Source organism: Nostoc sp. DedQUE12b, from assembly GCF_034530835.1.
Lineage (GTDB): Bacteria > Cyanobacteriota > Cyanobacteriia > Cyanobacteriales > Nostocaceae > Nostoc.
Map to the genome: position 1 here is coordinate 1 of NZ_JAVRCI010000076.1, position 20,443 is coordinate 20,443.

Below are 20,443 nucleotides of genomic sequence, written 5' to 3' on the forward strand. Positions count from 1 at the left end.
AAGACTCGTTAACGGAGATAAAAGCCTCATTCACGAGGATCAAAGACTCGTTAACAAAAAATTTAGCATGGGCATCGCTAATTGCTAAGTGTAAATTATTCTAAAACTATTAACCAATCATTAACTATTTTTCAGAATGACTTCTATCTCCGATTCCTTTCAAACTTTACGCGATCGCCAACAGTGTGCTTTAATCCCTTTTATCACAGCAGGCGATCCTAATTTAGAAACCACTGCCGAGGCTTTACGCATCTTAGATCGCAATGGTGCTGACTTCATCGAGTTGGGTGTTCCCTACTCCGATCCTCTGGCAGATGGGCCTGTGATTCAAGCAGCAGCAACCCGCGCTTTGCAAAAAGGCACAAAATTAGAGCAAGTGCTAGAGATGTTACACGTAGTGATTCCTAGCCTAAAAGCGCCGATAATTCTATTTACTTATTACAATCCCATTTTGCACCGGGGTATTAAGACATTTTTGGCGCAAATTGCCACTGCTGGAGTGCAGGGATTAGTAGTACCAGATTTACCCTTAGAAGAAGCAGAAGAATTAATCCAAACTGCTGCCTCTTTCGGAATTGAGGTAATTTTACTCGTAGCTCCTACTAGTTCTAGAGATAGAATTGAAGCGATCGCTCGTCAATCTCAGGGTTTTATCTACCTGGTGAGTGTCACAGGTGTTACAGGTATCCGCGCTCAAATCCAAGACCGCGTAAAGTATTTATTAACAGATTTGCGAAGCGTCACCGATAAACCTATCGGCGTTGGTTTTGGTATTTCAGGGCCAGAACAAGCACATCAAGTAAAAGAATGGGGTGCAGATGCGGTGATTGTTGGTAGTGCCTTCGTTAAAAGATTAGCAGAAGGTAGCCCAACTGAAGGACTGCAAGCTGTAGAACAACTCTGTCAAGAACTTAAAACAGCCATTACAGAAAATCTGCGTGAAAGTCCATCTCTTCAAGAGGTGAGATAAATCCATCCGCAGACTTAGGGTGTATACACAAGTCGAATTACCCCCCTTAATCCCCCCTTGTAAAGGGGGGAGACCGGAAATCTAGTTCCCTCCCCTTTATAAGGGGAGGGTTAGGGTGGGGTAAAACCAGGTGAGTAAACTGTTTCAGACTTGTATACAACACCTAGCGCCCCTCTGCCCCCTGCCCCTCTGCTTCCATTAAGATAATGAAATCCCTGCTGAAATCTGTCAAAATATTAATTTATAGCGTACTTCTAGTTAGCACCTTTGCTATTACAGTCTTTGCAAATGATCGCATTGACCACAGACAATACAAATACCATTGGAATCATAATCTTCCAGGGCAATACGCTCATTTAGCTGTAAGAAAGAACGTAACTGACCTGACATCAGCAGAGAAAACAGCCTTCGTCAAGGCTATCAAAACCTTAAAAACTACAATTCCCGCAGGTAGCAAGGTCAGTATTTACGACCAATTCGTTGCTATACATATAGGGGCAACACGCTTAATTCATAATCATAAAGGGCATTCCAATGCTTCCGTCCAAGAACTTGCTCATGAAAATGCCGCATTTTTCCCTTGGCATCGAGAATATATCCGCAGATTTGAACAAGCACTGCAAGCAGTAGACCCAACTGTTACTCTGCCATACTGGGATTGGACTGACCCGAAAGCACTTGATGTAATTTTTAACGATGACTTTCTTGGTTCTAACGGTCAAGGAGTAACCATCAAAATTCCAAATCAGGGAAACTTTACAGGCGGGCCTGTAAAATCTGGAGCTTTTGCTGCTGCAAATGGCTGGGTTATGAATCCAGTATTAAACATTGACCAAGATACCGGAACATCATTAGGTACATCACTTGTTCGCTTTCTACAAGCACCTCCTGCGACTGATTACCCTCTGCCCAGAAAAGATATTGAGCGTGCCCTGAGTCTTAATAACTATTCTCTATTTCGCCCCGCTTTGGAAGGATTTATCTCTGTAGATGAGCAGGGTAAAGTCACCCCAGGAGGATTCCTACATAACTATATTCATGGTTTTGTCGGTGGAGTACAGATAGACGCAAGCACAAGACCCGTAAAGTTTAAAGGTCTAGGTACCATGAGCAATATACCAAGTTCGCCCTATGACCCAGTATTTTGGTTGAATCATGCAAACGCAGACCGCCTCTGGGCTGAATGGCAAGAGAACGGCCATCAAGGTAGCGATTTTTATCCTGCTAATGGTCAGGCTTACGGACACAATCTTAAAGACCTAATGTGGCCTTGGGATGGCGGTATGTCTACCCCCAAAGCTACGCCATTAGGAGATTTACTATCTCTATTACCAAATTTTGACTCTAGCGATTTGGTGCGCCCTATAGACGTTTTGAATCACAGAAAACTGGGCTATAGCTACGAAACCCGCGAAAGGAATACGCAAAGAAGATTTTAGCAGCATAAGTTCTCAAAAGTTAGAACGAGACGCTTGGAACCCCACTTCCATTCCTCTCCCCCACAGGGAGAGAGGCTTTGATTCTTACTCCCCTTCCCTTGAAGGGAAGGGGTTGGGGGTTAGGTTTGACAGAAAGTCACACACGGCGTAAAGAAAGTAAAAAATACTCGAACATAAAAGGATTTTAACCAGTGGTAAGCATACAAGAAATTAAGACTGCAACTGTTCAACCGGATTCTTTGGGCAGGTTTGGAAAATTCGGCGGTAAATACGTCCCAGAAACCTTAATGCCTGCATTAAGTGAGTTAGAAGCGGCATTTCAACAATATAGCAACGATGCGAGTTTCCAAGCAGAACTGCAAAACTTACTGCGCGATTATGTGGGACGACCCAGCCCATTATATTTTGCTGAACGCCTGACAACAAACTACGCTAGACCAGATGGCACAGGGCCGCAAATTTATTTGAAGCGCGAAGATTTAAATCATACAGGCGCTCACAAAATTAATAATGCTTTGGCTCAGGTGTTGCTAGCTAAACGTATGGGCAAGCAACGGATTATTGCAGAGACAGGTGCAGGACAACACGGCGTAGCGACCGCAACCGTATGTGCGCGGTTTGGTTTGAAATGTGTGATTTACATGGGCGTTCAGGATATGGAACGCCAAGCCCTGAACGTGTTCCGCATGAAGTTAATGGGAGCAGAAGTTAGTCCAGTGGAGGCAGGTACGGGAACTCTCAAGGATGCAACTTCCGAAGCAATTCGGGATTGGGTGACAAACGTAGAAACAACCCATTACATCCTGGGTTCTGTTGCCGGGCCTCATCCCTACCCAATGATTGTCCGTGACTTCCACGCAATAATTGGTATAGAAACTCGTGCTCAAGCCCAGGAGAAATGGGGAGGATTACCAGATATTTTACTGGCTTGCGTGGGTGGAGGTTCCAATGCGATCGGCTTATTCCATGAATTTGTGCATGAACCTTCGGTGCGCCTAATCGGAGTCGAAGCGGCGGGTGAAGGTGTAGATACAGAAAAACACGCTGCTACCTTGACAAAAGGAAAGGTAGGTGTATTGCACGGTGCAATGAGCTATTTACTGCAAGATGATGATGGTCAAGTCATCGAAGCCCATTCAATTAGTGCCGGATTAGATTATCCCGGCGTTGGGCCTGAGCATAGTTATTTAAAGGATCTTGGTCGCGCCGAATATTACAGTGTTACCGATAAACAAGCGTTAGAAGCGTTGCAAAGGCTTTCGCAACTAGAAGGAATTATCCCAGCCTTAGAAACGGCTCATGCGATCGCATATCTCGAAACCCTTTGTCCTCAATTAGAAGGCAACCCCCGCATCGTCATCAATTGTTCCGGCAGAGGTGACAAAGATGTGCAAACCGTCGCCAAAGTCCTAATTCCTTAATTTTCTGTCCTTTGTCATTAGTCATTTGTCCTTCGTGAATGACTAATGACCAATGACTAATGATCAATGACCAATGACCAATATGATAGCTGTAACTCAAACTCCACTTGACAACATCCCCGTCACTTCTGAGTTCTACAACTGGCCAGCTTTATTGCAACAGTTGCTGAATCGGCAATCGTTGACGGTTCCCCAAGCTGCGGATTTGATGCAGGGTTGGCTCACAGATGCCATTCCCGATGTCCTCTCAGGAGCGATTTTAGCCGCAATCCAAGCCAAAGGCGTATCCGCCGAAGAATTAGTAGGCATGGCCAGCGTCTTACAATCCCAAAGTCCCCCACTCAGCACTCAGCACGGGCTAAACGCCCCGCTACCGCTAACAGCACTCAGCACTCTAATTGACACCTGCGGAACTGGTGGAGATGGCGCTTCAACTTTTAATATTTCCACTGCTGTCGCCTTTGTTGCCGCCGCCGCTGGGGTAAAAGTTGCCAAACATGGGAATCGTTCGGCATCTAGCAAGACTGGTTCGGCTGATGTATTGGAAGCTTTGGGTATAAATCTCAACGCTACTCCAGAAAAAGTGCAAGCCGCAGTGGGCGAGGTTGGAATCACCTTTTTGTTCGCTCCAGGTTGGCATCCTGCACTCAAAGCGATCGCAACTTTGCGAAAAACTTTGAAGGTGCGGACTGTTTTTAACTTGCTCGGCCCGCTAGTAAATCCCATGCGACCGACAGGGCAAATTATTGGTGTCAACGACCCGCTTTTACTAGAGGAGATTGTTCAAGCTTTATCCCAATTGGGATGTCAGCAAGCGATCGCCCTCCACGGACGGGAACGTTTAGATGAAGCTGGTTTGGCAGATGTCACTGATTTAGCTGTACTCCAAGATAAAAAAGTGCGTTCTCTAACGCTCAATCCTCAAGAACTTGGTTTGAGTTTTGCACCGACTGCGGCGTTATGCGGTGGCGATGTCCAAGAAAATGCCGAAATCTTAAAAGCAGTTCTCCAAGGTAAAGGCACTCAAGCGCAGCAAGATGTAGTCGCTTTAAATACAGCCCTCGCACTGCAAGTTGGTGAAGCCATTGATGGCGAAACTGATGTTTTAGCAGGTTGTGTTAAAGGTATTACCCTTGCTAAGGAAATTCTGCAAAGCGGCGTGGCTTGGACAAAACTTGAACAACTTGCTGAATTTTTGCACGAATGACCAAGGTAATTTTGAGGGTTCGTAGTAAGCACTTTAGTGCTTAGAAAATAAGGACTAAAGTCCTTACTACAAACTTACTTACCCTACTTTTATTACACCCAAAAACTATACGGAAGGAAAAAAAGATGATTATCATACTTAAGAGCGGTACTCCTGTTGAGGAAATTACTCGGATTAGCCAAGAAGTAAGTGAGACTTGGGGAGTCACGGTAGAAAAAAGCGTTGGCACTCATAAAGTTGTGCTGGGGCTAATTGGTGATACCATTAGCATCGATAAATTACAGGTTCAAGAGTTCAGCCCTTGGATTGAGCAAGTATTACGGGTGCAACAACCTTTCAAGCGGGTAAGTCGAGAATTCCGACATGGAGAAGCCAGCGAAGTTGTTGTACCAACACCTAACGGTGATATCTATTTCGGCGAACGTCATCCCATCGTAGTGGTAGCTGGGCCTTGTTCCGTTGAGAATGAAGCGATGATTGTCGAAACAGCAAAGCGGGTAAAGGCAGCAGGAGCGCAGTTTCTACGTGGCGGAGCTTACAAACCCCGCACTTCACCTTATGCGTTTCAAGGTTATGGTGAAAGCGCTTTAGATTTATTAGCAGCAGCGCGGGAAGCTACAGGTTTAGGTATCGTCACAGAACTGATGGATGCTGCGGATTTATCAGCAGTGGCGAAAACAGCTGACATAATCCAAATCGGAGCGCGAAATATGCACAACTTCTCGTTGCTGAAAAAGGTAGGCGCTCAAGATAAACCCGTGCTGCTGAAACGGGGAATGTCTGCCACAATTGACGAGTGGCTGATGGCAGCAGAATATATTTTGGCATCTGGAAATCCCAATGTGATTCTTTGTGAGCGGGGAATCAGAACTTTTGATGGCAAATATGCCCGGAATACTTTAGATTTATCAGTGCTTCCGGTGTTGCGATCGCTTACCCATTTACCGATTATGATTGATCCTAGTCATGGTACAGGTAGGTCTGAATATGTGCCATCGATGGCAATGGCTGCGATCGCAGCTGGTACAGATGCCTTAATGATTGAAGTTCACCCCAATCCAGCTAAAGCTTTATCCGATGGTCCCCAATCTCTCACTCCTGATAAATTTGACCGCTTAGTTCAAGAAATGTCAATTCTAGGTAAAGTAGTAGATCGCTGGTCTACACCTGCATTTGATAAGATTGGTGAAAGCCGCATTCTCTTCACGCCAGAACTATCAAAGTAGATAGAGCGTAATCTTAGAGGATGTTTGAAAAGTCATGATTGATGTATCAAATATTTTTTACCCCACCCTAACCCTCCCCTTATAAAGGGGAGGGAACCGGATTTTATTGTTTCCCCCCTTTATAAGGGGGGATTAAGGGGGGTAATAATTTGATTAAAATCGCAACATACCACTTTTAAAACATCCTCTTAGACGATTTTTTGCAAATGGTTAAACCTGATCAACAAATTCTTTAATCTAAAAAATCTGTTGATCAGGTCTTCTTGAAAAAACCATAGGATATCGAACTACCTATTTTTTTTGAGTTCGTGCATACTTCTCACAACCTTTGTTACTAGATTTCTGGGTGTAAATCTAACGCTTTCGGTCAATAGCTTATTTCTCATACCAGGAACAACAACAGTTTTGTTCTTCATTAAGCCGCGATAACCAATATTCGCAACGGTTGCTGTATCCATCATTCTGCTAACGCTAGCAATCTTTGAATCTTCCATTGCTGCTGTTTGTTGAAATTCTGATGCTGTTGGCCCTGGACAAAGAACAGTCACGCTAACACCTGTACCCTGTAATTCATTAGCGATCGCTTCTGAAAATGATAAGACATAAGCTTTAGTAGCAAAATAAACTGCCATTAGAGGCCCTGGTTGAAAAGCAGCCGCTGACGCGACATTTAATATTTTTCCATAGTCTTGCTCGACCATATCCTTGAGAAATAGCTTTGTTAAATGAGTCAGACTCACCATATTTACCTGGAGCATTTGCAATTCAATGCTGAGGTCTGTTTCGCTAAATGCTCCATAAGTACCAAAGCCAGCATTATTAACCAGCACATCAATCTTAATGGATGCTTGCTGTAGTTCTGTGAAAATTTCTTCTGGTGATGTTGGGATAGATAAATCCTTAGCTAGAATTTTGACATAAATGCCAAACTTTTGCGGGAATTCATCTATAATTTCAGTAAGTTTTTCTTCATTCTTATCGACTAACACCAGATTATAACTATGACGAGCAAAAATTTGGGTTAATTGATAACCTATCCCACTAGCCGCTCCTGTAATTAGAGCAGTTTTTTTTTGCCGACTTTCAGATGTTTTATTCATGCTAAAAAAATGGCGGATGTAGGTTAATTAATTTAAGTTTTATAAATTTAGCTACAGCAATATATAATTTTGCTGTAGCTATTTTTATGCAGACAATAAATGATGCTATCCACCTGAAACGAGTATCCTTCAATCCAGGATATTAGACGCAAATATAAAAATCTGTATCTATATCAACAAGAGCAAGAATATTTAATCTCGTCATCAATGCCACAGCACAATTTGGTTACTATAACTGACGTACAGGCAGCACAAGAGCGAATTTTGGGAATTGCCCACCGCACGCCTGTACTGACTTCTAGAATCGTTAACGATCGCACCAATAGCCAAGTATTCTTTAAGTGCGAGAACTTTCAACGCACAGGGTCATTTAAATTTAGAGGTGCGTACAACGCCCTAACCCAACTATCGGTAGCACAAAAACAAACAGGCGTTCTCACCTATTCATCGGGAAATCATGCCCAAGCTATCGCTTTAGCTGGGCAATTACTAAATATTCCCACCACTATTATTATGCCTGATGATGCACCCGTTGTCAAACAAACTGCTACTCGTGGCTATGGTGCAGAGATAATTTTATACAATCGTCAAGAAACAAACCGAGAAGAATTAGCCCAAAATTTAGCAGATGAGCGCTCTTTGACACTCATTCCCCCTTACGATCATCCTCATGTAGTCGCCGGACAGGGAACAACTGCTTTAGAACTGATTCAAGAAGTTGGTGAATTAGACTTACTATTAGTTTGTTGTGGCGGTGGCGGATTACTTTCAGGATGTGCGATCGCAGCTAAAGCACTTTTACCCAATTGTAAAGTTATCGGCGTAGAACCAGCCCTTGCCGACGATGCTACCCGCTCTTTTCACACCAAAACTCTGCAAACTGTCAAAAATCCTAATACCATCGCTGATGGTGCGCGGACTCCCAGCCTTGGTAAAATTACTTTCCCCTTAGTGCTGCATTACGTCGATGATATGGTGACGGTATCGGAAGAAGCGATTCTTCGCACCATGTTTTTCTTGTGGGAACGCCTGAAAATTGTCGTTGAACCTACCGGAGTACTCGCAGCAGCAGCCTTACTCGAAGGTGTGGTAACAGCACCAGAGGCGAGAGTTGGTGTCATCATCAGCGGTGGAAATGTAGATTTGGCGCAAGTTGGTAAATTGTTTTCTGTGGGATTGAATTGAAAAGTTAAATTCCCAATAAACAAACTGTGATGTCTAGCGACAAAAAGCGTAGCTCTCTACGCACCTCTGATGATGGGGTTGATTTGGGCGATGTCTACAACGGACTATTCGGCGTCGCACCTTTGATGATGGCGTTGATGTGGCGACGATACCAGTCGAATATCAATCAAACTGAGAAATAACAACCTCTTGATCGGGAAAACGCGCTATGATTGTCAGACTTCCGCCAAGAGATTTAATGTATCGAGAGAGCGTAGATATTTGAATATCTTCCTGATGCTCAATTTTTGAAAGCGCCGATTGTACCACTCCCATATTTTTCGCAACATCGCTTTGAGTATGTCCAAGGGACTCTCGAAGTTCAGAAAGTGTCAATTTGAGCAATGCAAGGTTTGCTTGCATCTCACTTTCTACTTGTTGTTCAGGAGTCATTTTTTTGCGAAGTTCATTAAATGGCTTGGTCTTCATAGGAACCCTTCTGTTTTTAATTCCTCTAAATGTTCGTCATACAACGTATCTGCTTTTGTCACATTCTCCTCGTACCAGTGATCGTCTCCTCCCTTGTTTCCTCCAAGAAGAAGAATGGCAACTCTCCTTTGATCAAAGGCATAAGAGTATTCGGTAAGGTTCTCCTCTGTGCTGCACCCTCAACTCTCTCATGTGGGAATGACGTGACCCGTTTATTTTTGAACTGTAGGGAAAAGGAAGTTCTGGCCCCCGCGCCTCAAGTAGTCGCACTACTGCATCGATTGCAATTTGGGTGCTGTCGTCTAGATCAACCCACCACATTTCAAACTCGTTTGTAAATTCTACCTCCCAGGTCATTGTTACTTACACATATTTTCATGAAAATATCACTTTTAACTCATATTATGACTATATTTGTGTAGAGGCAAGTAAAGAAAGAATATTCTTAAATTTGGCGATCGCACTCTTAGCTACTGTGTCCAGTCAGCGATGTCTACGACGGGCTACACCTACGCATTTGTGATGATGGGGTGATACAGGCGATCGCCTCCGGTTAGTGTTTGCATAATCGCCCTACAAGCTCTATTCTGTCAGAGCATCAAGTTTAGCGAGTATTTTTAAGCCTTCTTCTGGGTTACCAGTTGCAGCCATTGCTTTAAATCTTGTATGGGCATCAAATTCTGTTAAAGCTATGGTAAAAAGTTCTTCAATTAATTTATTGACACTGATGCCTTTGGCTTGAGCAAGTTCTTTCAATCTATTATGCTTATCGTCTGGTAAACAAATAGTTAAAGTTGCCATTTTTGTTTAAATCCTAATAATTTCTTCAGGTTTTAATATTAATAAGTTAGGAAATAACAATTCAGCATTTTGGAAATCTTTGACATTGTGAGTGGCAATGATTTGAGCATTTTCGGCAACCGCTAATTCAATAGACATCTTGCAAAAGTAACAAATGCCAAGATGTTGGGGAAAGGTTAAAGGGAAAGGGGAAATTCCATCCCTTTACCCTTTGCCCCACTTCTGCAAGAAGTCCAATTAAGTGATTGTCAGCTTCGTCTTTTAAATTAGGTCGCCATAAATAATAGAAGTGGCGTTGTTTTAGGTGCATACTTCAAGAGAATTTATCAATAAAAACATAATCTAAGCGCCTAATGCACCGACTCATAAGATGGTCTGACTTTTCACGGTATCTGAAAAACTTCTTTTCTATTTCTCTCTCCTAAAAGGAGAGAGACTTTGAATTTTCCCCCTTCCCGCGACGTGTTGGGGGTTAGGGGGTTAGGTTTTTGGTGGACTTTTCCACATAACGTGAAAAGTCAGATGCTTTTACTACGCTTTTACTTTGCCATTGCTATTCACACCAACAATCATTGACGGTGGCTCATTACTAACAATTGGCGATTCACCTCGCAATCCCTTGCGGCGTTGGTTTTTAGGAACTCCTCCCGCCATACCATACTCTACACTGCTTTTGCCATATTTAGCCCCAATGCCCATGAGTATGTGTTCTGTCATGTCTGCCAACTGCTGCTCTGTTTCTAACATTTCACGGTATATTTTATCTAGGTTAGAAAGCGCAGTGTTATAGCTATTTTCTTTATTTCGCATTGTCTCAATTAGGCTTGAGTAGGCAAATAAAGTGAGTCCATTACTCACATCTAAGTTTGGATCAATTGAACTGATACTGGCTGCACGACGTGCTGCTTTTTCTAGCACTTGGGAAGTTCTTTTTAGTCTAGCCATAAAATGTACCTTTTAATGCGGTTATTTATTTGATTATCAGTTCTCGAATTCACTGATTTAAGCTTCTTTACTTTAAAAAACTTCCGTGTCGATCAGCCTGAGGAAATTCCTGCAAATCTCTATTAGCTTTTATTACACTGTAAATTGCTAATAAATCAGTAATTTACGCAAAAAAGAACTCAAACCCCAGTTTGAGAACTTAATATTAGCTTTTGTGTACTAAATATACTCAATTGAGTTCTCAAACCCCAGTTTGAAAACTCAATATTAGCTTTTGCGTACTAAATATACTCAATTGAGTTCTCAAACCCCAGTTTGAGAACTCAATATTAGCTTTTGTGTACTAAATATACTTAAATGAGAACTCAAACTCCAGTTTGAGAACGCAAATCGCGTTATGAGAAGTTTTCAATTTATTACCCCTCGCGGGGATGGAAAAATGGAGCGCAGTTGGCAGTGTGATCGCACTCTGAGCAACTGTGTTAAATGAGCGATGTCTACGACGGGCTATGCCTACACACTTCTGATGAGGTGATGTAGGCAATGTAAGTGCGACAAGCTGATACAACGTCTACGCATCTGCTACTTTACTACAGGCGATGATGGGGTTAATGTGGACGATACACTCTTGATATTTATACTTTTGTAACGGCGATGTCTGACGAGAAGACGCATAGCGTCTTTGCAAGTTATGCATTTATTAATTTAAAACGCTACAGGATAGGCTGATATCGTAAAATTATAGTGATAGACTATGGTAACTCTAATAAAGAAAGCAGTTTCTACTAATTAGTAGAGGTAAAAATGGAAACTACAACAAGAAAACAAGCTTTAATAAAAGCTATTTATGAACGATTAGAACAAGCTTATGAAGATACTTTAGAAGATGTCATAGAACTTTTAGACATTCGTAAAGCAGAAGACCAAGAAGATATTAAAGCTTTACATGAAGGACGGGAAGATATTAAGAAAAATGGCAGTATTTCCTGGGAACAGGTTAAACGAGAATTAGCGAGTGAATAAATATAAAATTGAATTTTCTAATGCTGCATCTAAACAACTTAAAAAATTACCTATACAAGTACGGACAAGGATACAAGTAAAAATTGATGAGCTAGCTGATAATCCCCGTCCTAACGGGGTTGTTAAGCTAGAAGATTCGGACAATGGTTATCGAATTCGAGTCGGTAACTACCGAGTTTTATACGATATTTTTGATGATGTGTTACTGATAAGTGTTGTGAGAGTAGGGCATCGTAAAGAGATTTACCGCAACGAGTAAGACAGCAAAACTAACAGCAGGATAAAAACTGTATATTCATACTTTCATCAAGGCGATCGCACTTTTGATGATGGGGTTGATGTGAGCGATCGCACTTTTCGCAACTTTGTTAAATAAGAGATCGTATTTCTGATGATGGGGTGATGTGGGCGATCGCACTTGTTTCTGAAACGCTTAAGTTGAAAATAAGTTGAAAATAACTTGCTAAAGTTGCCTGGAACCAGGACGACATTGCCCTGCTTGGCCACCAGAGAGAATTGTCTCAACATTGTCTAAAATCAGCAGACAACGGTTTGATTGCAAACATTCCATCAGCTTTGCTAGTTTGCTATCAAAGCTTTCGGGTATTACCATCTCCTTTCGCAACGCCGACAGGAAAGATTGCAGGATGTTTGTTATTTGCTCTTCTACTGCTGGTGCATTTAACAGACTTCGCCACACCACTACTTCAAATTCGCTTTGAATTTGCAGCCCCAACTTCACCGTTAAAGTGCTTTTGCCAATACCACCAATTCCCAGCAGTCCAACTAAACGACACCGTTCTTCTAATATCCACTGTCGTAGCTGCAATAATTCTTCACTGCGGCCAAAAAACACAGATACATCGGGTGCTTCCTGCCAGTCATAGTGTGGGTTTGCTTGTCGAGTTTCTAGTTCCTCTAAGGTCGAGGTAGGGCGGGTATAATCGCTTTGAGATAACTCCAAATTAAAGGCGGCCACAGGCTTAGAGGCTTTGAAACCCAGTTTTAGTTTTTCTCTGCTTGGATGAAAACCCTCTACCATTTTCTTGGAGAGAAAGCTTGGTCAGTAGGTTAGATTTCTGAGGTTTTAATATTAGCAATAATACTTTTCAAACGTTTTCTTAAACAAGTTTTCGTTTATTTAAACTACATCTGTATACAGGGAAAATGTTTTTTCCTGCGTGGTCTATTTCATTAATAAAGTGCTACAAGTGACATTTGTAATCCTAAAATTGTGTTGATAATGAAGTAGCAATCGCTTATTTCCCAAAAAAATTTGATTGAGAAACCAAGAACATCAGGACTTTTACGAATAATATTTACATATGTTAATATTGTTTGGTTTAAGTACGGATATTCAGTATGGTTCCCATAAAGACCGTTCTAAAAAATTCAGAGCAAGTCACTCGCTTGTTTTCTCATCTCGAATTTGATGGAAACAAACTTAATCATCAACCGGGTAGTGTATTTGGAAGTACTGCATTGATTGCAGGAACCACTGTTGGGGCTGGGATTCTGGCTCTACCAGCCGTTACTCTGCCATCTGGGATTGTACCATCCACATCTGGACTCATTGCAGTTTGGCTCTATGCTCTAGTTTCGGGGTTATTGGTTGCAGAAGTTACCTTAAACACGATGCGAACAGAAGGGCATCCTAATATAGGTTTTTTGGGAGTTGTTGAGAAAATCCTTGGTAAGGTGGGAGCGCGAATTGCAGGCGGTGCATATTTATTTATGCACTATGCTCTCTTGGTAGCATACATCACCGAAGGAGGAGAGATTTTAGGAGCGGCGGCGGCAAAAGTCTGGGGTATGCAGATATTGCCTACGTGGGTGGGTACAACGACTTTCACGCTCTTATTTGGTGGCATTATGTATCTTGGGCGAGAAAAGTTTATTGAGAAATTAAACAGCGCCTTTGTCGGAATTGTCATCGTTTCTTTCTTAGGACTATTATTTATAGGAGGAAGGCATATTCAGAGTGCCCAACTATTATTTCAAAACTGGAGTGCCCTTGGTAGTGCCATTTCAGTGATGTCTGTAGCGCTGTTTTTCCAAAACGTTGTGCCGCTAGTTGTGACGCAACTCGAAGGGGATGCCCGCAAAATTCGTCAGTCCATTTTTATTGGTTCTGTGATTCCTCTAATTATGTTCTTAGCGTGGAATGCCGTAATTTTAGGAAGCGTCAGTCCCGATATTCTACATAGCACTTCTGATGGTACAAGTATTTTTGATCCACTACAGATTCTCCGAGCAGGTGGCGCGGGGCAATGGTTAGGAGTGCTAGTATCCATTTTTTCAGAGTTTGCGATCGTCACATCATTCATTGGATTTGTGTACGGATTACTGGATTTGTTCAAAGATATTTTCCTACCTGCACAGTGGCAACTTTCTAGCCGCTTACCCCTTTATTCCCTGGTTCTTTTCCCGCCGATGACTCTCGGAACGCTTAACCCCAGCATCTTTTTTACTGCCCTAGATTACACTGGAACATTTAGTATTTCAGTTTTAGGTGGAATTATTCCGGCGTTAATGAGTTGGAAGCAACGTGAAAACTCAGATAGCACAAATCAACCACTTGTTCCTGGCGGCAAGGTGACACTCATTGCGATCGTTGGAGTGGCATTAGCTATGATGGGAAGACAAATTCTGTCAATTTACACAGAATAAAACCATCAATAAAAATTATGTGCTACAAAAAACTATAATTGTAGTATTAAATATATTAACTACAATCAAACTGCAACACGAGAGTCAAATGACAAATGACTACTTAATCAAATGAGTGATTCTCGACTCGTCAAAATCAGCAAATATCTCAGCAAATATCTGCGACATACACCGGATGCCATTGGCATTAAACTTGCTCCTGGTGGTTGGGTTGTTGTTGATGACTTACTTACCGCTTGCGCTCAAAATAAGTTTCCGATTACCCGCCAAGAATTACAGGTGGTAGTTGAATCCAACGAGAAGCAACGCTTTTCTTTTGATTCTACAGGTAATCTTATTCGTGCGAACCAAGGACATAGTGTAAAAGTCGATTTACAATTAGAAGCTGTAGTTCCTCCAGATGAGCTTTATCACGGCACAGGACACAAATCTGTAGAGTCAATTCTGCAAACAGGACTTTGCAAAATGTCACGACATCATGTCCATTTATCAAAGGATATAGAAACAGCACAAACTGTTGGTGCAAGACATGGAAAACCAGTGGTTTTTGCTGTAAATACTGCGGCAATGCATCAGGCGGGTTACATCTTCTATTGTTCTGCTAATGGTGTTTGGTTAGTCGATCGCGTGCCACCTGAGTATCTACAAAGAATTTGAATTTTAACAAAATAGAATATTTAACCGATATTTGCCAAGTAGTTACATAATCTAGAAGTTGCAGCAATTACTGCATTTTTGAATTTAACTCAGATCAATGTACCCATAGCGGAATGGCACTAAAATACTGCCCTTGCTCTGCCTGGTTCCCAGCCTCCAGGCTGGGAACCTATTCTGGGAGGCTCCGTCTCCAATAGCTTGACAATAGACCTGCCTTGAAAATAAGGCAGAAGGCAGGAGGCAGGAGGAAAAGACATTTTCATTGTTCCTTGTGAGCGTAGCTCATGGAGTCTCTTGCAAAAGTGCTTTTTGCAAGAGAGGGGAAAAGGGTAAAGGTTAAAGGGGAAAGGGAAAATAACAAACCTTTCCCCCTTTCCCATTCCCCTTTTCCCGACAAATGCCAAGAAGTCTAATAGGCAGAGCCTCTTTTAAATACATTCTCAGCCTCCAGGCTGGGAACAAGACAACATAAGCCTTTGGGCTTTTCTTAGTGCCATTCACCCATAGCGCTTGTACTCCTAATACTGTATTCTCTGATAGATTAGCGTCTGCAAAACAGGGATTAGGAGTAATTCCATTCCGGTTTACAACAGAAAAAGTAACTTTGTAGATTTGTCTATAAAATTACAAACTCTCAATAGTAAAAATACTATCAATCTCTTAGCCTACTCACCCAATGTAGGTTAAAAATCTCACCAAACAAACATTTTAGATTTATCCAAACCCCAAGATGCCTTCTAAGCGAATCTTGTTTATCAGTAACGGCCACGGAGAGGACAACCATACCTCTCATGTTATTCAGACCCTGCGTCAATTGTGTCCTTCTCTTGAGATGGCGGCAATGCCGATTGTGGGTGAAGGAAGAGCTTACCGCAGCTTGGATATTCCCATAATTGGGCCCACACAAACAATGCCCTCTGGCGGATTCTTTTACATGAAGCGCCTCTATATGCTCAAAGATTTTCAATCGGGATTGATTGGGTTAACGTGGCGACAATTACAAGCGGTCTTGCAGTATGCTCCTAACTGCGATTTAATTATGTCTACTGGGGATTTTGTCTCCCAAACATTTGCTTACTTAACAAAGCGTCCCTTCGTTTCGTTTATCTCTTGTCTTTCTGCCCTCTATGAAGGGCAATTGCGTATCAATCCACTGCTGTGGCACGACCTTAATTCTTCTCGATGTCTGGCAGTTTTTACTAGAGATTCCTATACAGCTTCCGATCTCCAACGGCAAGGTATAGCTAAGGCTAGGTTTGGTGGGATTCCGGCTTTAGATCGCGTTGTCCCCACTGGCAAAGACTTGTACCTGAAACCGGATATTCCTGCGATCGCACTCTTACCAGGATCGCGGATGCCGGAAGCCGCACGAAATTTCAGTTTGCAGTTGCAACTGGTAGTAGAAATCGCCAAAGTGATGCCTGAATCAGGATTCCAGTTTCGCGCCGCCTTAGTACCAAATTTGATGGAGCAATTAGACGAAATTGCTAAAAGTCAAGGTTGGCAACTGAATCAAGGCATACTCAGTTATTTTCCTCCAGCAAGTTCTGCTGCGGAATCACCGCTTGTAGAAGTGAGATGTTACTCAGATGCCTTCAGTGATATCTTGTATTACTCTACCCTCGTCATTGGCATGGCAGGGTTGGCAGTGGATTTAGCTGTAGCGATGGGGAAACCGATCATCCAGATTCCCGGAGAGGGCCCTCAATTTACCTATCAATTTGCAGAAGCGCAAACGCGGCTGTCGGGCATTTCGGCTCAAACCATCGGCACTAAGCCAGCAACCCCTGAGATTCTCAAGCAAGCAGCTAAACGAGTAGTCGAAACTTTAGAAGATTCAGACTACCTCGCTAAGTGCAAAGTAAATGGCCCTGAGCGATTTGGCCCACCCGGCGCATCTGAGAGAATTGCCCGCTTTCTACTAAACTCTCTAGGAGAAACTGAGTAGAATATTACGTCAGAATTCAGGAGTCGGCACGGTTGGGTAACATGGTGTGGTAGGCTAACGCCGTAATACACCTCAATTCTGACCGGAGGCGGAGCATTTCTGGCTTTGCTCGTAACTCCTGAATTCTAAATTCTGAATTCTGACTCCAAACTCCAAACTCCTGACTCCTGAATTCTTACTTACCTATGAAAGTCCGCTCTAGTTACTGGCAACTGTTGCCTTATCTGTGGCCCCAATGGTCGCTGTTAATTCGGGGATTGGCTTGTATTCTAGGATTTGTGTTATTCACCCTAGCAGTGCCCTATTTAGCAGGTCAGGTCGCTTTTTATCTTGGCCAGGGAAATGTAAACCAGATTGCCTACTGGCTCGGACTAGCTACTTTAGTATTTTTGGTTCGAGGGCTTTGTCAATACGGGCAGAATGTCTTTATGATCGCTGCTGCCCTGAACATGGTTTTAAACTTGCGTAAGCGGGTTTATGCTCACCTGCACAAACTTGGATTAGATTACTTTGAAACCACACAGACAGGAGACTTGACTTATCGCCTAACTGAAGATATCGATCGCGTTGGCGAAATTGTGGACAAGTTATCCCATCAGTTTCTTTCCAATTTGTTGCAGTTAATTGCAATTCCCATTTACATGCTCTACTTGAATTGGCCGCTCACTCTTGCGGGTTTGATTTTGGCTCCTTTAATGGCTTGGTTAATCGGGGAATTTGGTCAGCGATTGCTTGTGCTATCTCGCCAGAGCCAAAATCAGGTTTCCAATTTGTCGGCGATGCTAACTGAAGTATTTAGCGGGATTCGTGTAGTTCAAGCATTTGCAGCCCAAGAATATGAAGTGAAGCGATTCAATAAAGAAGCAGAAATCAATCGCCAAGCGAAGTATCGCGCTCTACAACTCAAATCCATTCAGTTTCCCGTTGTCGGTTTTTTGGAAGCAGTTAGTATTATACTGCTGTTTTTATTAGGAGGATGGCAGATTTCTCAGAATCAGCTGACAGCTCAAGGGTTTATCAGTTTCTTAGCTGCTGTGGCTATACTGATTCAGCCAATCGACATGCTGATTAGCAATTACAACGAGTACAAACAGACCGAAGCTTCTGTTGAACGCATTTTTGAACTGATGGCGAAAGAACCTAGTATCAGCGAAAAATCGAATGCTCAGGCAATGCCACGAGTTATGGGCAAGGTAGAGTATCGTCACGTTGATTTCGCCTACAATCCCAGCCAGCCAGTGCTTAAGGATCTCTGCCTAAACGCTTCTCCTGGTGATGTCATTGCCTTGGTTGGTTCTTCTGGAGCCGGTAAATCGACGTTAATTAACCTTTTACTTCGTTTTTATGACCCTCAGAGGGGTCAAATTCTGGTTGACGATATTGATATCCGTGATGTCACACTTACCAGCTTGCGCCATCAAATTGGCATTGTTCCCCAAGATGTTACGCTTTTTTCGGGAACGATCGCTGAAAATATCGGTTACGGTCAAGAAGAATTAAATTTAGCAGCGATTCAGGAAGCAGCAAAGATTGCCAACGCTCACTCCTTTATCACCCAGTTTTCTCAGGGTTATCATACCTGGGTGGGCGAACGTGGAGTTAACCTATCGGGAGGACAACGCCAAAGATTAGCGATCGCCAGAGCAGTTGCCAACGATCCGCGAATTCTCATCCTGGATGAGGCCACCTCTGCCCTCGATTCTGAATCAGAAGCACTAGTTCAAGAAGCACTAGAACGAGTGATGCAAAATCGTACCGTGTTTATTATTGCCCATCGCTTGAGCAGCGTTCGTCGGGCTGACTGCATTCTCGTAATCGAACAAGGAGAGGTGGTTGAAGCTGGTACTCACACCTCCCTCCTGTCTCAGGAAGGACGGTATGCCCGTTTTTACGCCCAACAGTTCTACTCTACAGATGAATAGTAGTCTGTCAATAAATAATTGATGGATAAATTCCCTGTAGAAACGGCGATTTATCGCGTCTCTCTAACATTTTTCAAATCAACATCCCAGCAATACAAGCGGTAATAAAACCCGCTAACAATCCGCCAATCATCGACCTTACACCCATGCGAGCTAAGTCATGCTGCCGATTAGGTGCTATCCCTGCAATGCCGCCAATGGTAATGCCAATTGAACCGATATTTGCAAAGTTACATAATGCGTAAGTTGTAATAATTACTGCCCGTTGAGAGATTTTGCCACTTTCAATTAGTGCTTTTAAATCCAAAAAAGCAATAAACTCATTGAGAATTGTTTTTGTACCCAATAAAGCCCCAACTTGCCGACAATCAGCCCAAGGTATGCCCATTAGCCACGCCACGGGAGCCATAATAAAAGACAAAATCCACTGTAATGAGAGTTGCTGTAAGCCCACAAATGCCCCTAACCATCCTAAAAGTGCATTCAGGGCAGCTAATAACCCCAAAAAGGCGATAATCATCACCCCAACATTAACTGCTAGCTTCACGCCGTCAATTGCTCCGGTAGTAGCAGCATCAATTACATTTACATAATTAGTTTCTATATATGCTTTTGCTTTACCAGCCGTCTCTGATATTTCTGTTTCAGGGTAAAGTAATTTTGATACCACCAATGATGTGGGAGCAGTCATAAAGAAAGCAGCAATTAGGTGTTCTGCTGGGATGCCAAAGGAAAGATATGCTCCTAGTACTCCCGCCGCAATTGTGGCAAAACCACCCGTCATCACGGCATGGAGTTCCGATTGCGTCATACTCGCTATGTAAGGTTTTACCATCAGCGCCGACTCTGTTGGCCCCAAAAAGATATTACCTGCACAGGATAAAGATTCAGAACCCGAAGTTTTCATAGTTTTCATCATTACCCACGCCATCACATTTACGACTCGCTGTAAAATACCGTAGTAATACAAGACGCTGATGAAGGCAGAGAAAAAGATAATTGTCGGCAGCACTTGGAAAGCAAAGAAATGATCTTTAAAATTTTCTCCAAAGACAAATTTTGCACCAACATCAGAAAATGCTAAAAATTGACCAACAATATCTCCCAGAGATTTAAACACATTTAAACCCCAAGCAGTTTTAAGAATCACTAGTGCAAACACAAACTCCAATCCCAAACCCCACGCCACTATTCGCCAACGTACCGCACGACGATTCACAGAGAAGGCGTAGCATATACTGAGAAAAACTAAAATTCCCAATGCAGAGATGGCGCGTTCCATGTTTACTCCTGAAAAGGTATTGTTAAGGCACTTAGTCACAGAGCATACACAAAATCTGCCTTTATTTGTGGTTTTGTAGTCAATTACTAGAGTTTTGATGCTGTAAATAAGAATTTAGCGATTGCACATTCATATCTTGTTACAAAATAGTCTTCCCAAACCTTAAGCACATTTGTATT

General features: G+C 42.6%; 22 protein-coding genes and 1 pseudogene. 13 read left to right on the forward strand and 10 right to left on the reverse strand.

Translation table 11 applies throughout. From position 1 onward, the window contains the following. The first annotated feature begins 136 nt into the window (after positions 1-136). The 5 genes from trpA (at position 137) to aroF (ending at position 6,263) form a co-directional block, all read left to right on the forward strand. Positions 137-970 (forward strand): tryptophan synthase subunit alpha, encoded by an 834-nt coding sequence (gene trpA / locus RMY16_RS26575; protein ID WP_322738872.1) that lies wholly within the window; start codon positions 137-139, stop codon positions 968-970. Positions 971-1,176: 206 nt separating this feature from the next. Continuing rightward, a complete protein-coding gene (locus tag RMY16_RS26580; RefSeq protein WP_322738873.1) occupies positions 1,177-2,409 on the forward strand; it encodes a tyrosinase family protein in 1,233 nt (410 codons plus the stop codon). A gap of 191 nt (positions 2,410-2,600) precedes the next feature. Continuing rightward, the gene (gene trpB / locus RMY16_RS26585; protein WP_322738874.1) at positions 2,601-3,830 is read left to right on the forward strand and encodes a tryptophan synthase subunit beta; all 1,230 of its coding nucleotides are present in this window, start codon (positions 2,601-2,603) and stop codon (positions 3,828-3,830) included. Between the two features lie 82 nt (positions 3,831-3,912). Further along, positions 3,913-5,037, forward strand: coding sequence for an anthranilate phosphoribosyltransferase (gene trpD, locus RMY16_RS26590; RefSeq protein WP_322738901.1), 1,125 nt, complete (start codon positions 3,913-3,915; stop codon positions 5,035-5,037). A gap of 125 nt (positions 5,038-5,162) precedes the next feature. Continuing rightward, positions 5,163-6,263: a 3-deoxy-7-phosphoheptulonate synthase gene (gene aroF, locus RMY16_RS26595; RefSeq protein WP_322738875.1), complete on the forward strand. Its 1,101-nt coding sequence runs from the start codon at positions 5,163-5,165 to the stop codon at positions 6,261-6,263. A gap of 287 nt (positions 6,264-6,550) precedes the next feature. Here the strand turns inward: aroF and RMY16_RS26600 are convergent, their stop codons facing one another. Then, complete coding sequence (locus tag RMY16_RS26600; protein ID WP_322738876.1) at positions 6,551-7,363, reverse strand: SDR family oxidoreductase; 813 nt, start codon at positions 7,361-7,363, stop codon at positions 6,551-6,553. Positions 7,364-7,570: 207 nt separating this feature from the next. Here RMY16_RS26600 and RMY16_RS26605 point away from each other — a divergent pair, with 207 nt between their 5' ends. Both RMY16_RS26605 and RMY16_RS26610 read left to right on the forward strand, forming a co-directional pair. Next, complete coding sequence (locus tag RMY16_RS26605) at positions 7,571-8,548, forward strand: threo-3-hydroxy-L-aspartate ammonia-lyase (RefSeq protein ID WP_322738877.1); 978 nt, start codon at positions 7,571-7,573, stop codon at positions 8,546-8,548. A 29-nt stretch (positions 8,549-8,577) separates the two neighbouring features. Beyond that, a complete protein-coding gene (locus tag RMY16_RS26610; protein ID WP_322738878.1) occupies positions 8,578-8,730 on the forward strand; it encodes a hypothetical protein in 153 nt (50 codons plus the stop codon). Here RMY16_RS26610 and RMY16_RS26615 read toward each other — a convergent pair. The 6 genes and pseudogenes from RMY16_RS26615 to RMY16_RS26640 all read right to left on the reverse strand — a co-directional run bounded on the left by RMY16_RS26615 (position 8,711) and on the right by RMY16_RS26640 (position 11,459). Then, on the reverse strand, positions 8,711-9,016 hold the full coding sequence (locus RMY16_RS26615) for a helix-turn-helix transcriptional regulator (RefSeq protein ID WP_322738879.1): 306 nt from the start codon (positions 9,014-9,016) through the stop codon (positions 8,711-8,713). The genes RMY16_RS26610 and RMY16_RS26615 overlap by 20 nt on opposite strands. Positions 9,017-9,148: 132 nt before the next feature. Continuing rightward, positions 9,149-9,373 carry a type II toxin-antitoxin system RelE/ParE family toxin gene (locus tag RMY16_RS26620; RefSeq protein WP_322738880.1) on the reverse strand — a complete coding sequence of 75 codons (225 nt, stop codon included), beginning with the start codon at positions 9,371-9,373 and terminating at the stop codon, positions 9,149-9,151. A 225-nt stretch (positions 9,374-9,598) separates the two neighbouring features. After that, positions 9,599-9,817, reverse strand: coding sequence for a toxin-antitoxin system HicB family antitoxin (locus tag RMY16_RS26625; RefSeq protein ID WP_322738881.1), 219 nt, complete (start codon positions 9,815-9,817; stop codon positions 9,599-9,601). 6 nt (positions 9,818-9,823) lie between these two features. Next, positions 9,824-9,949 (reverse strand): annotated as a pseudogene (locus tag RMY16_RS26630) (PIN domain-containing protein); the annotation flags it as partial. Positions 9,950-10,348: 399 nt separating this feature from the next. Continuing rightward, positions 10,349-10,762 carry a hypothetical protein gene (locus RMY16_RS26635; RefSeq protein ID WP_322738882.1) on the reverse strand — a complete coding sequence of 138 codons (414 nt, stop codon included), beginning with the start codon at positions 10,760-10,762 and terminating at the stop codon, positions 10,349-10,351. Positions 10,763-11,333: 571 nt separating this feature from the next. Next, positions 11,334-11,459 (reverse strand): hypothetical protein, encoded by a 126-nt coding sequence (locus RMY16_RS26640; RefSeq protein WP_322738883.1) that lies wholly within the window; start codon positions 11,457-11,459, stop codon positions 11,334-11,336. Positions 11,460-11,566: 107 nt separating this feature from the next. On the opposite strand from RMY16_RS26640, the gene RMY16_RS26645 reads away from it, so the two are divergent. Together RMY16_RS26645 and RMY16_RS26650 are read left to right on the forward strand one after the other, a co-directional pair. Continuing rightward, positions 11,567-11,785 (forward strand): hypothetical protein, encoded by a 219-nt coding sequence (locus RMY16_RS26645; RefSeq protein ID WP_322738884.1) that lies wholly within the window; start codon positions 11,567-11,569, stop codon positions 11,783-11,785. Further along, positions 11,778-12,044 carry a type II toxin-antitoxin system RelE/ParE family toxin gene (locus tag RMY16_RS26650; RefSeq protein ID WP_322738885.1) on the forward strand — a complete coding sequence of 89 codons (267 nt, stop codon included), beginning with the start codon at positions 11,778-11,780 and terminating at the stop codon, positions 12,042-12,044. The genes RMY16_RS26645 and RMY16_RS26650 overlap by 8 nt, the downstream gene beginning before the upstream one ends. Before the next feature lie 36 nt (positions 12,045-12,080). On the opposite strand, the gene RMY16_RS26655 is transcribed toward RMY16_RS26650, so the two are convergent. Next, positions 12,081-12,203 (reverse strand): hypothetical protein, encoded by a 123-nt coding sequence (locus tag RMY16_RS26655; protein WP_322738886.1) that lies wholly within the window; start codon positions 12,201-12,203, stop codon positions 12,081-12,083. A 45-nt stretch (positions 12,204-12,248) separates the two neighbouring features. Beyond that, positions 12,249-12,827 (reverse strand): NB-ARC domain-containing protein, encoded by a 579-nt coding sequence (locus tag RMY16_RS26660; protein WP_322738887.1) that lies wholly within the window; start codon positions 12,825-12,827, stop codon positions 12,249-12,251. A gap of 320 nt (positions 12,828-13,147) precedes the next feature. Between RMY16_RS26660 and RMY16_RS26665 the strand changes: the two genes are divergently transcribed. The 4 genes from RMY16_RS26665 to RMY16_RS26680 all read left to right on the forward strand — a co-directional run bounded on the left by RMY16_RS26665 (position 13,148) and on the right by RMY16_RS26680 (position 18,982). Next, positions 13,148-14,455 carry an amino acid permease gene (locus RMY16_RS26665; protein WP_322738888.1) on the forward strand — a complete coding sequence of 436 codons (1,308 nt, stop codon included), beginning with the start codon at positions 13,148-13,150 and terminating at the stop codon, positions 14,453-14,455. Between the two features lie 111 nt (positions 14,456-14,566). After that, positions 14,567-15,112: an RNA 2'-phosphotransferase gene (locus RMY16_RS26670; RefSeq protein WP_322738889.1), complete on the forward strand. Its 546-nt coding sequence runs from the start codon at positions 14,567-14,569 to the stop codon at positions 15,110-15,112. 730 nt (positions 15,113-15,842) lie between these two features. Continuing rightward, entirely contained in the window at positions 15,843-17,060 is a 1,218-nt protein-coding gene (locus RMY16_RS26675; RefSeq protein ID WP_322738890.1) for a lipid-A-disaccharide synthase-related protein, read from the forward strand. A 185-nt stretch (positions 17,061-17,245) separates the two neighbouring features. Continuing rightward, the gene (locus RMY16_RS26680; RefSeq protein WP_322665434.1) at positions 17,246-18,982 is read left to right on the forward strand and encodes an ABC transporter ATP-binding protein; all 1,737 of its coding nucleotides are present in this window, start codon (positions 17,246-17,248) and stop codon (positions 18,980-18,982) included. Positions 18,983-19,055: 73 nt separating this feature from the next. Here RMY16_RS26680 and RMY16_RS26685 read toward each other — a convergent pair whose 3' ends face one another. After that, complete coding sequence (locus tag RMY16_RS26685; RefSeq protein WP_322738891.1) at positions 19,056-20,264, reverse strand: NupC/NupG family nucleoside CNT transporter; 1,209 nt, start codon at positions 20,262-20,264, stop codon at positions 19,056-19,058. Positions 20,265-20,443 lie beyond the last annotated feature (179 nt).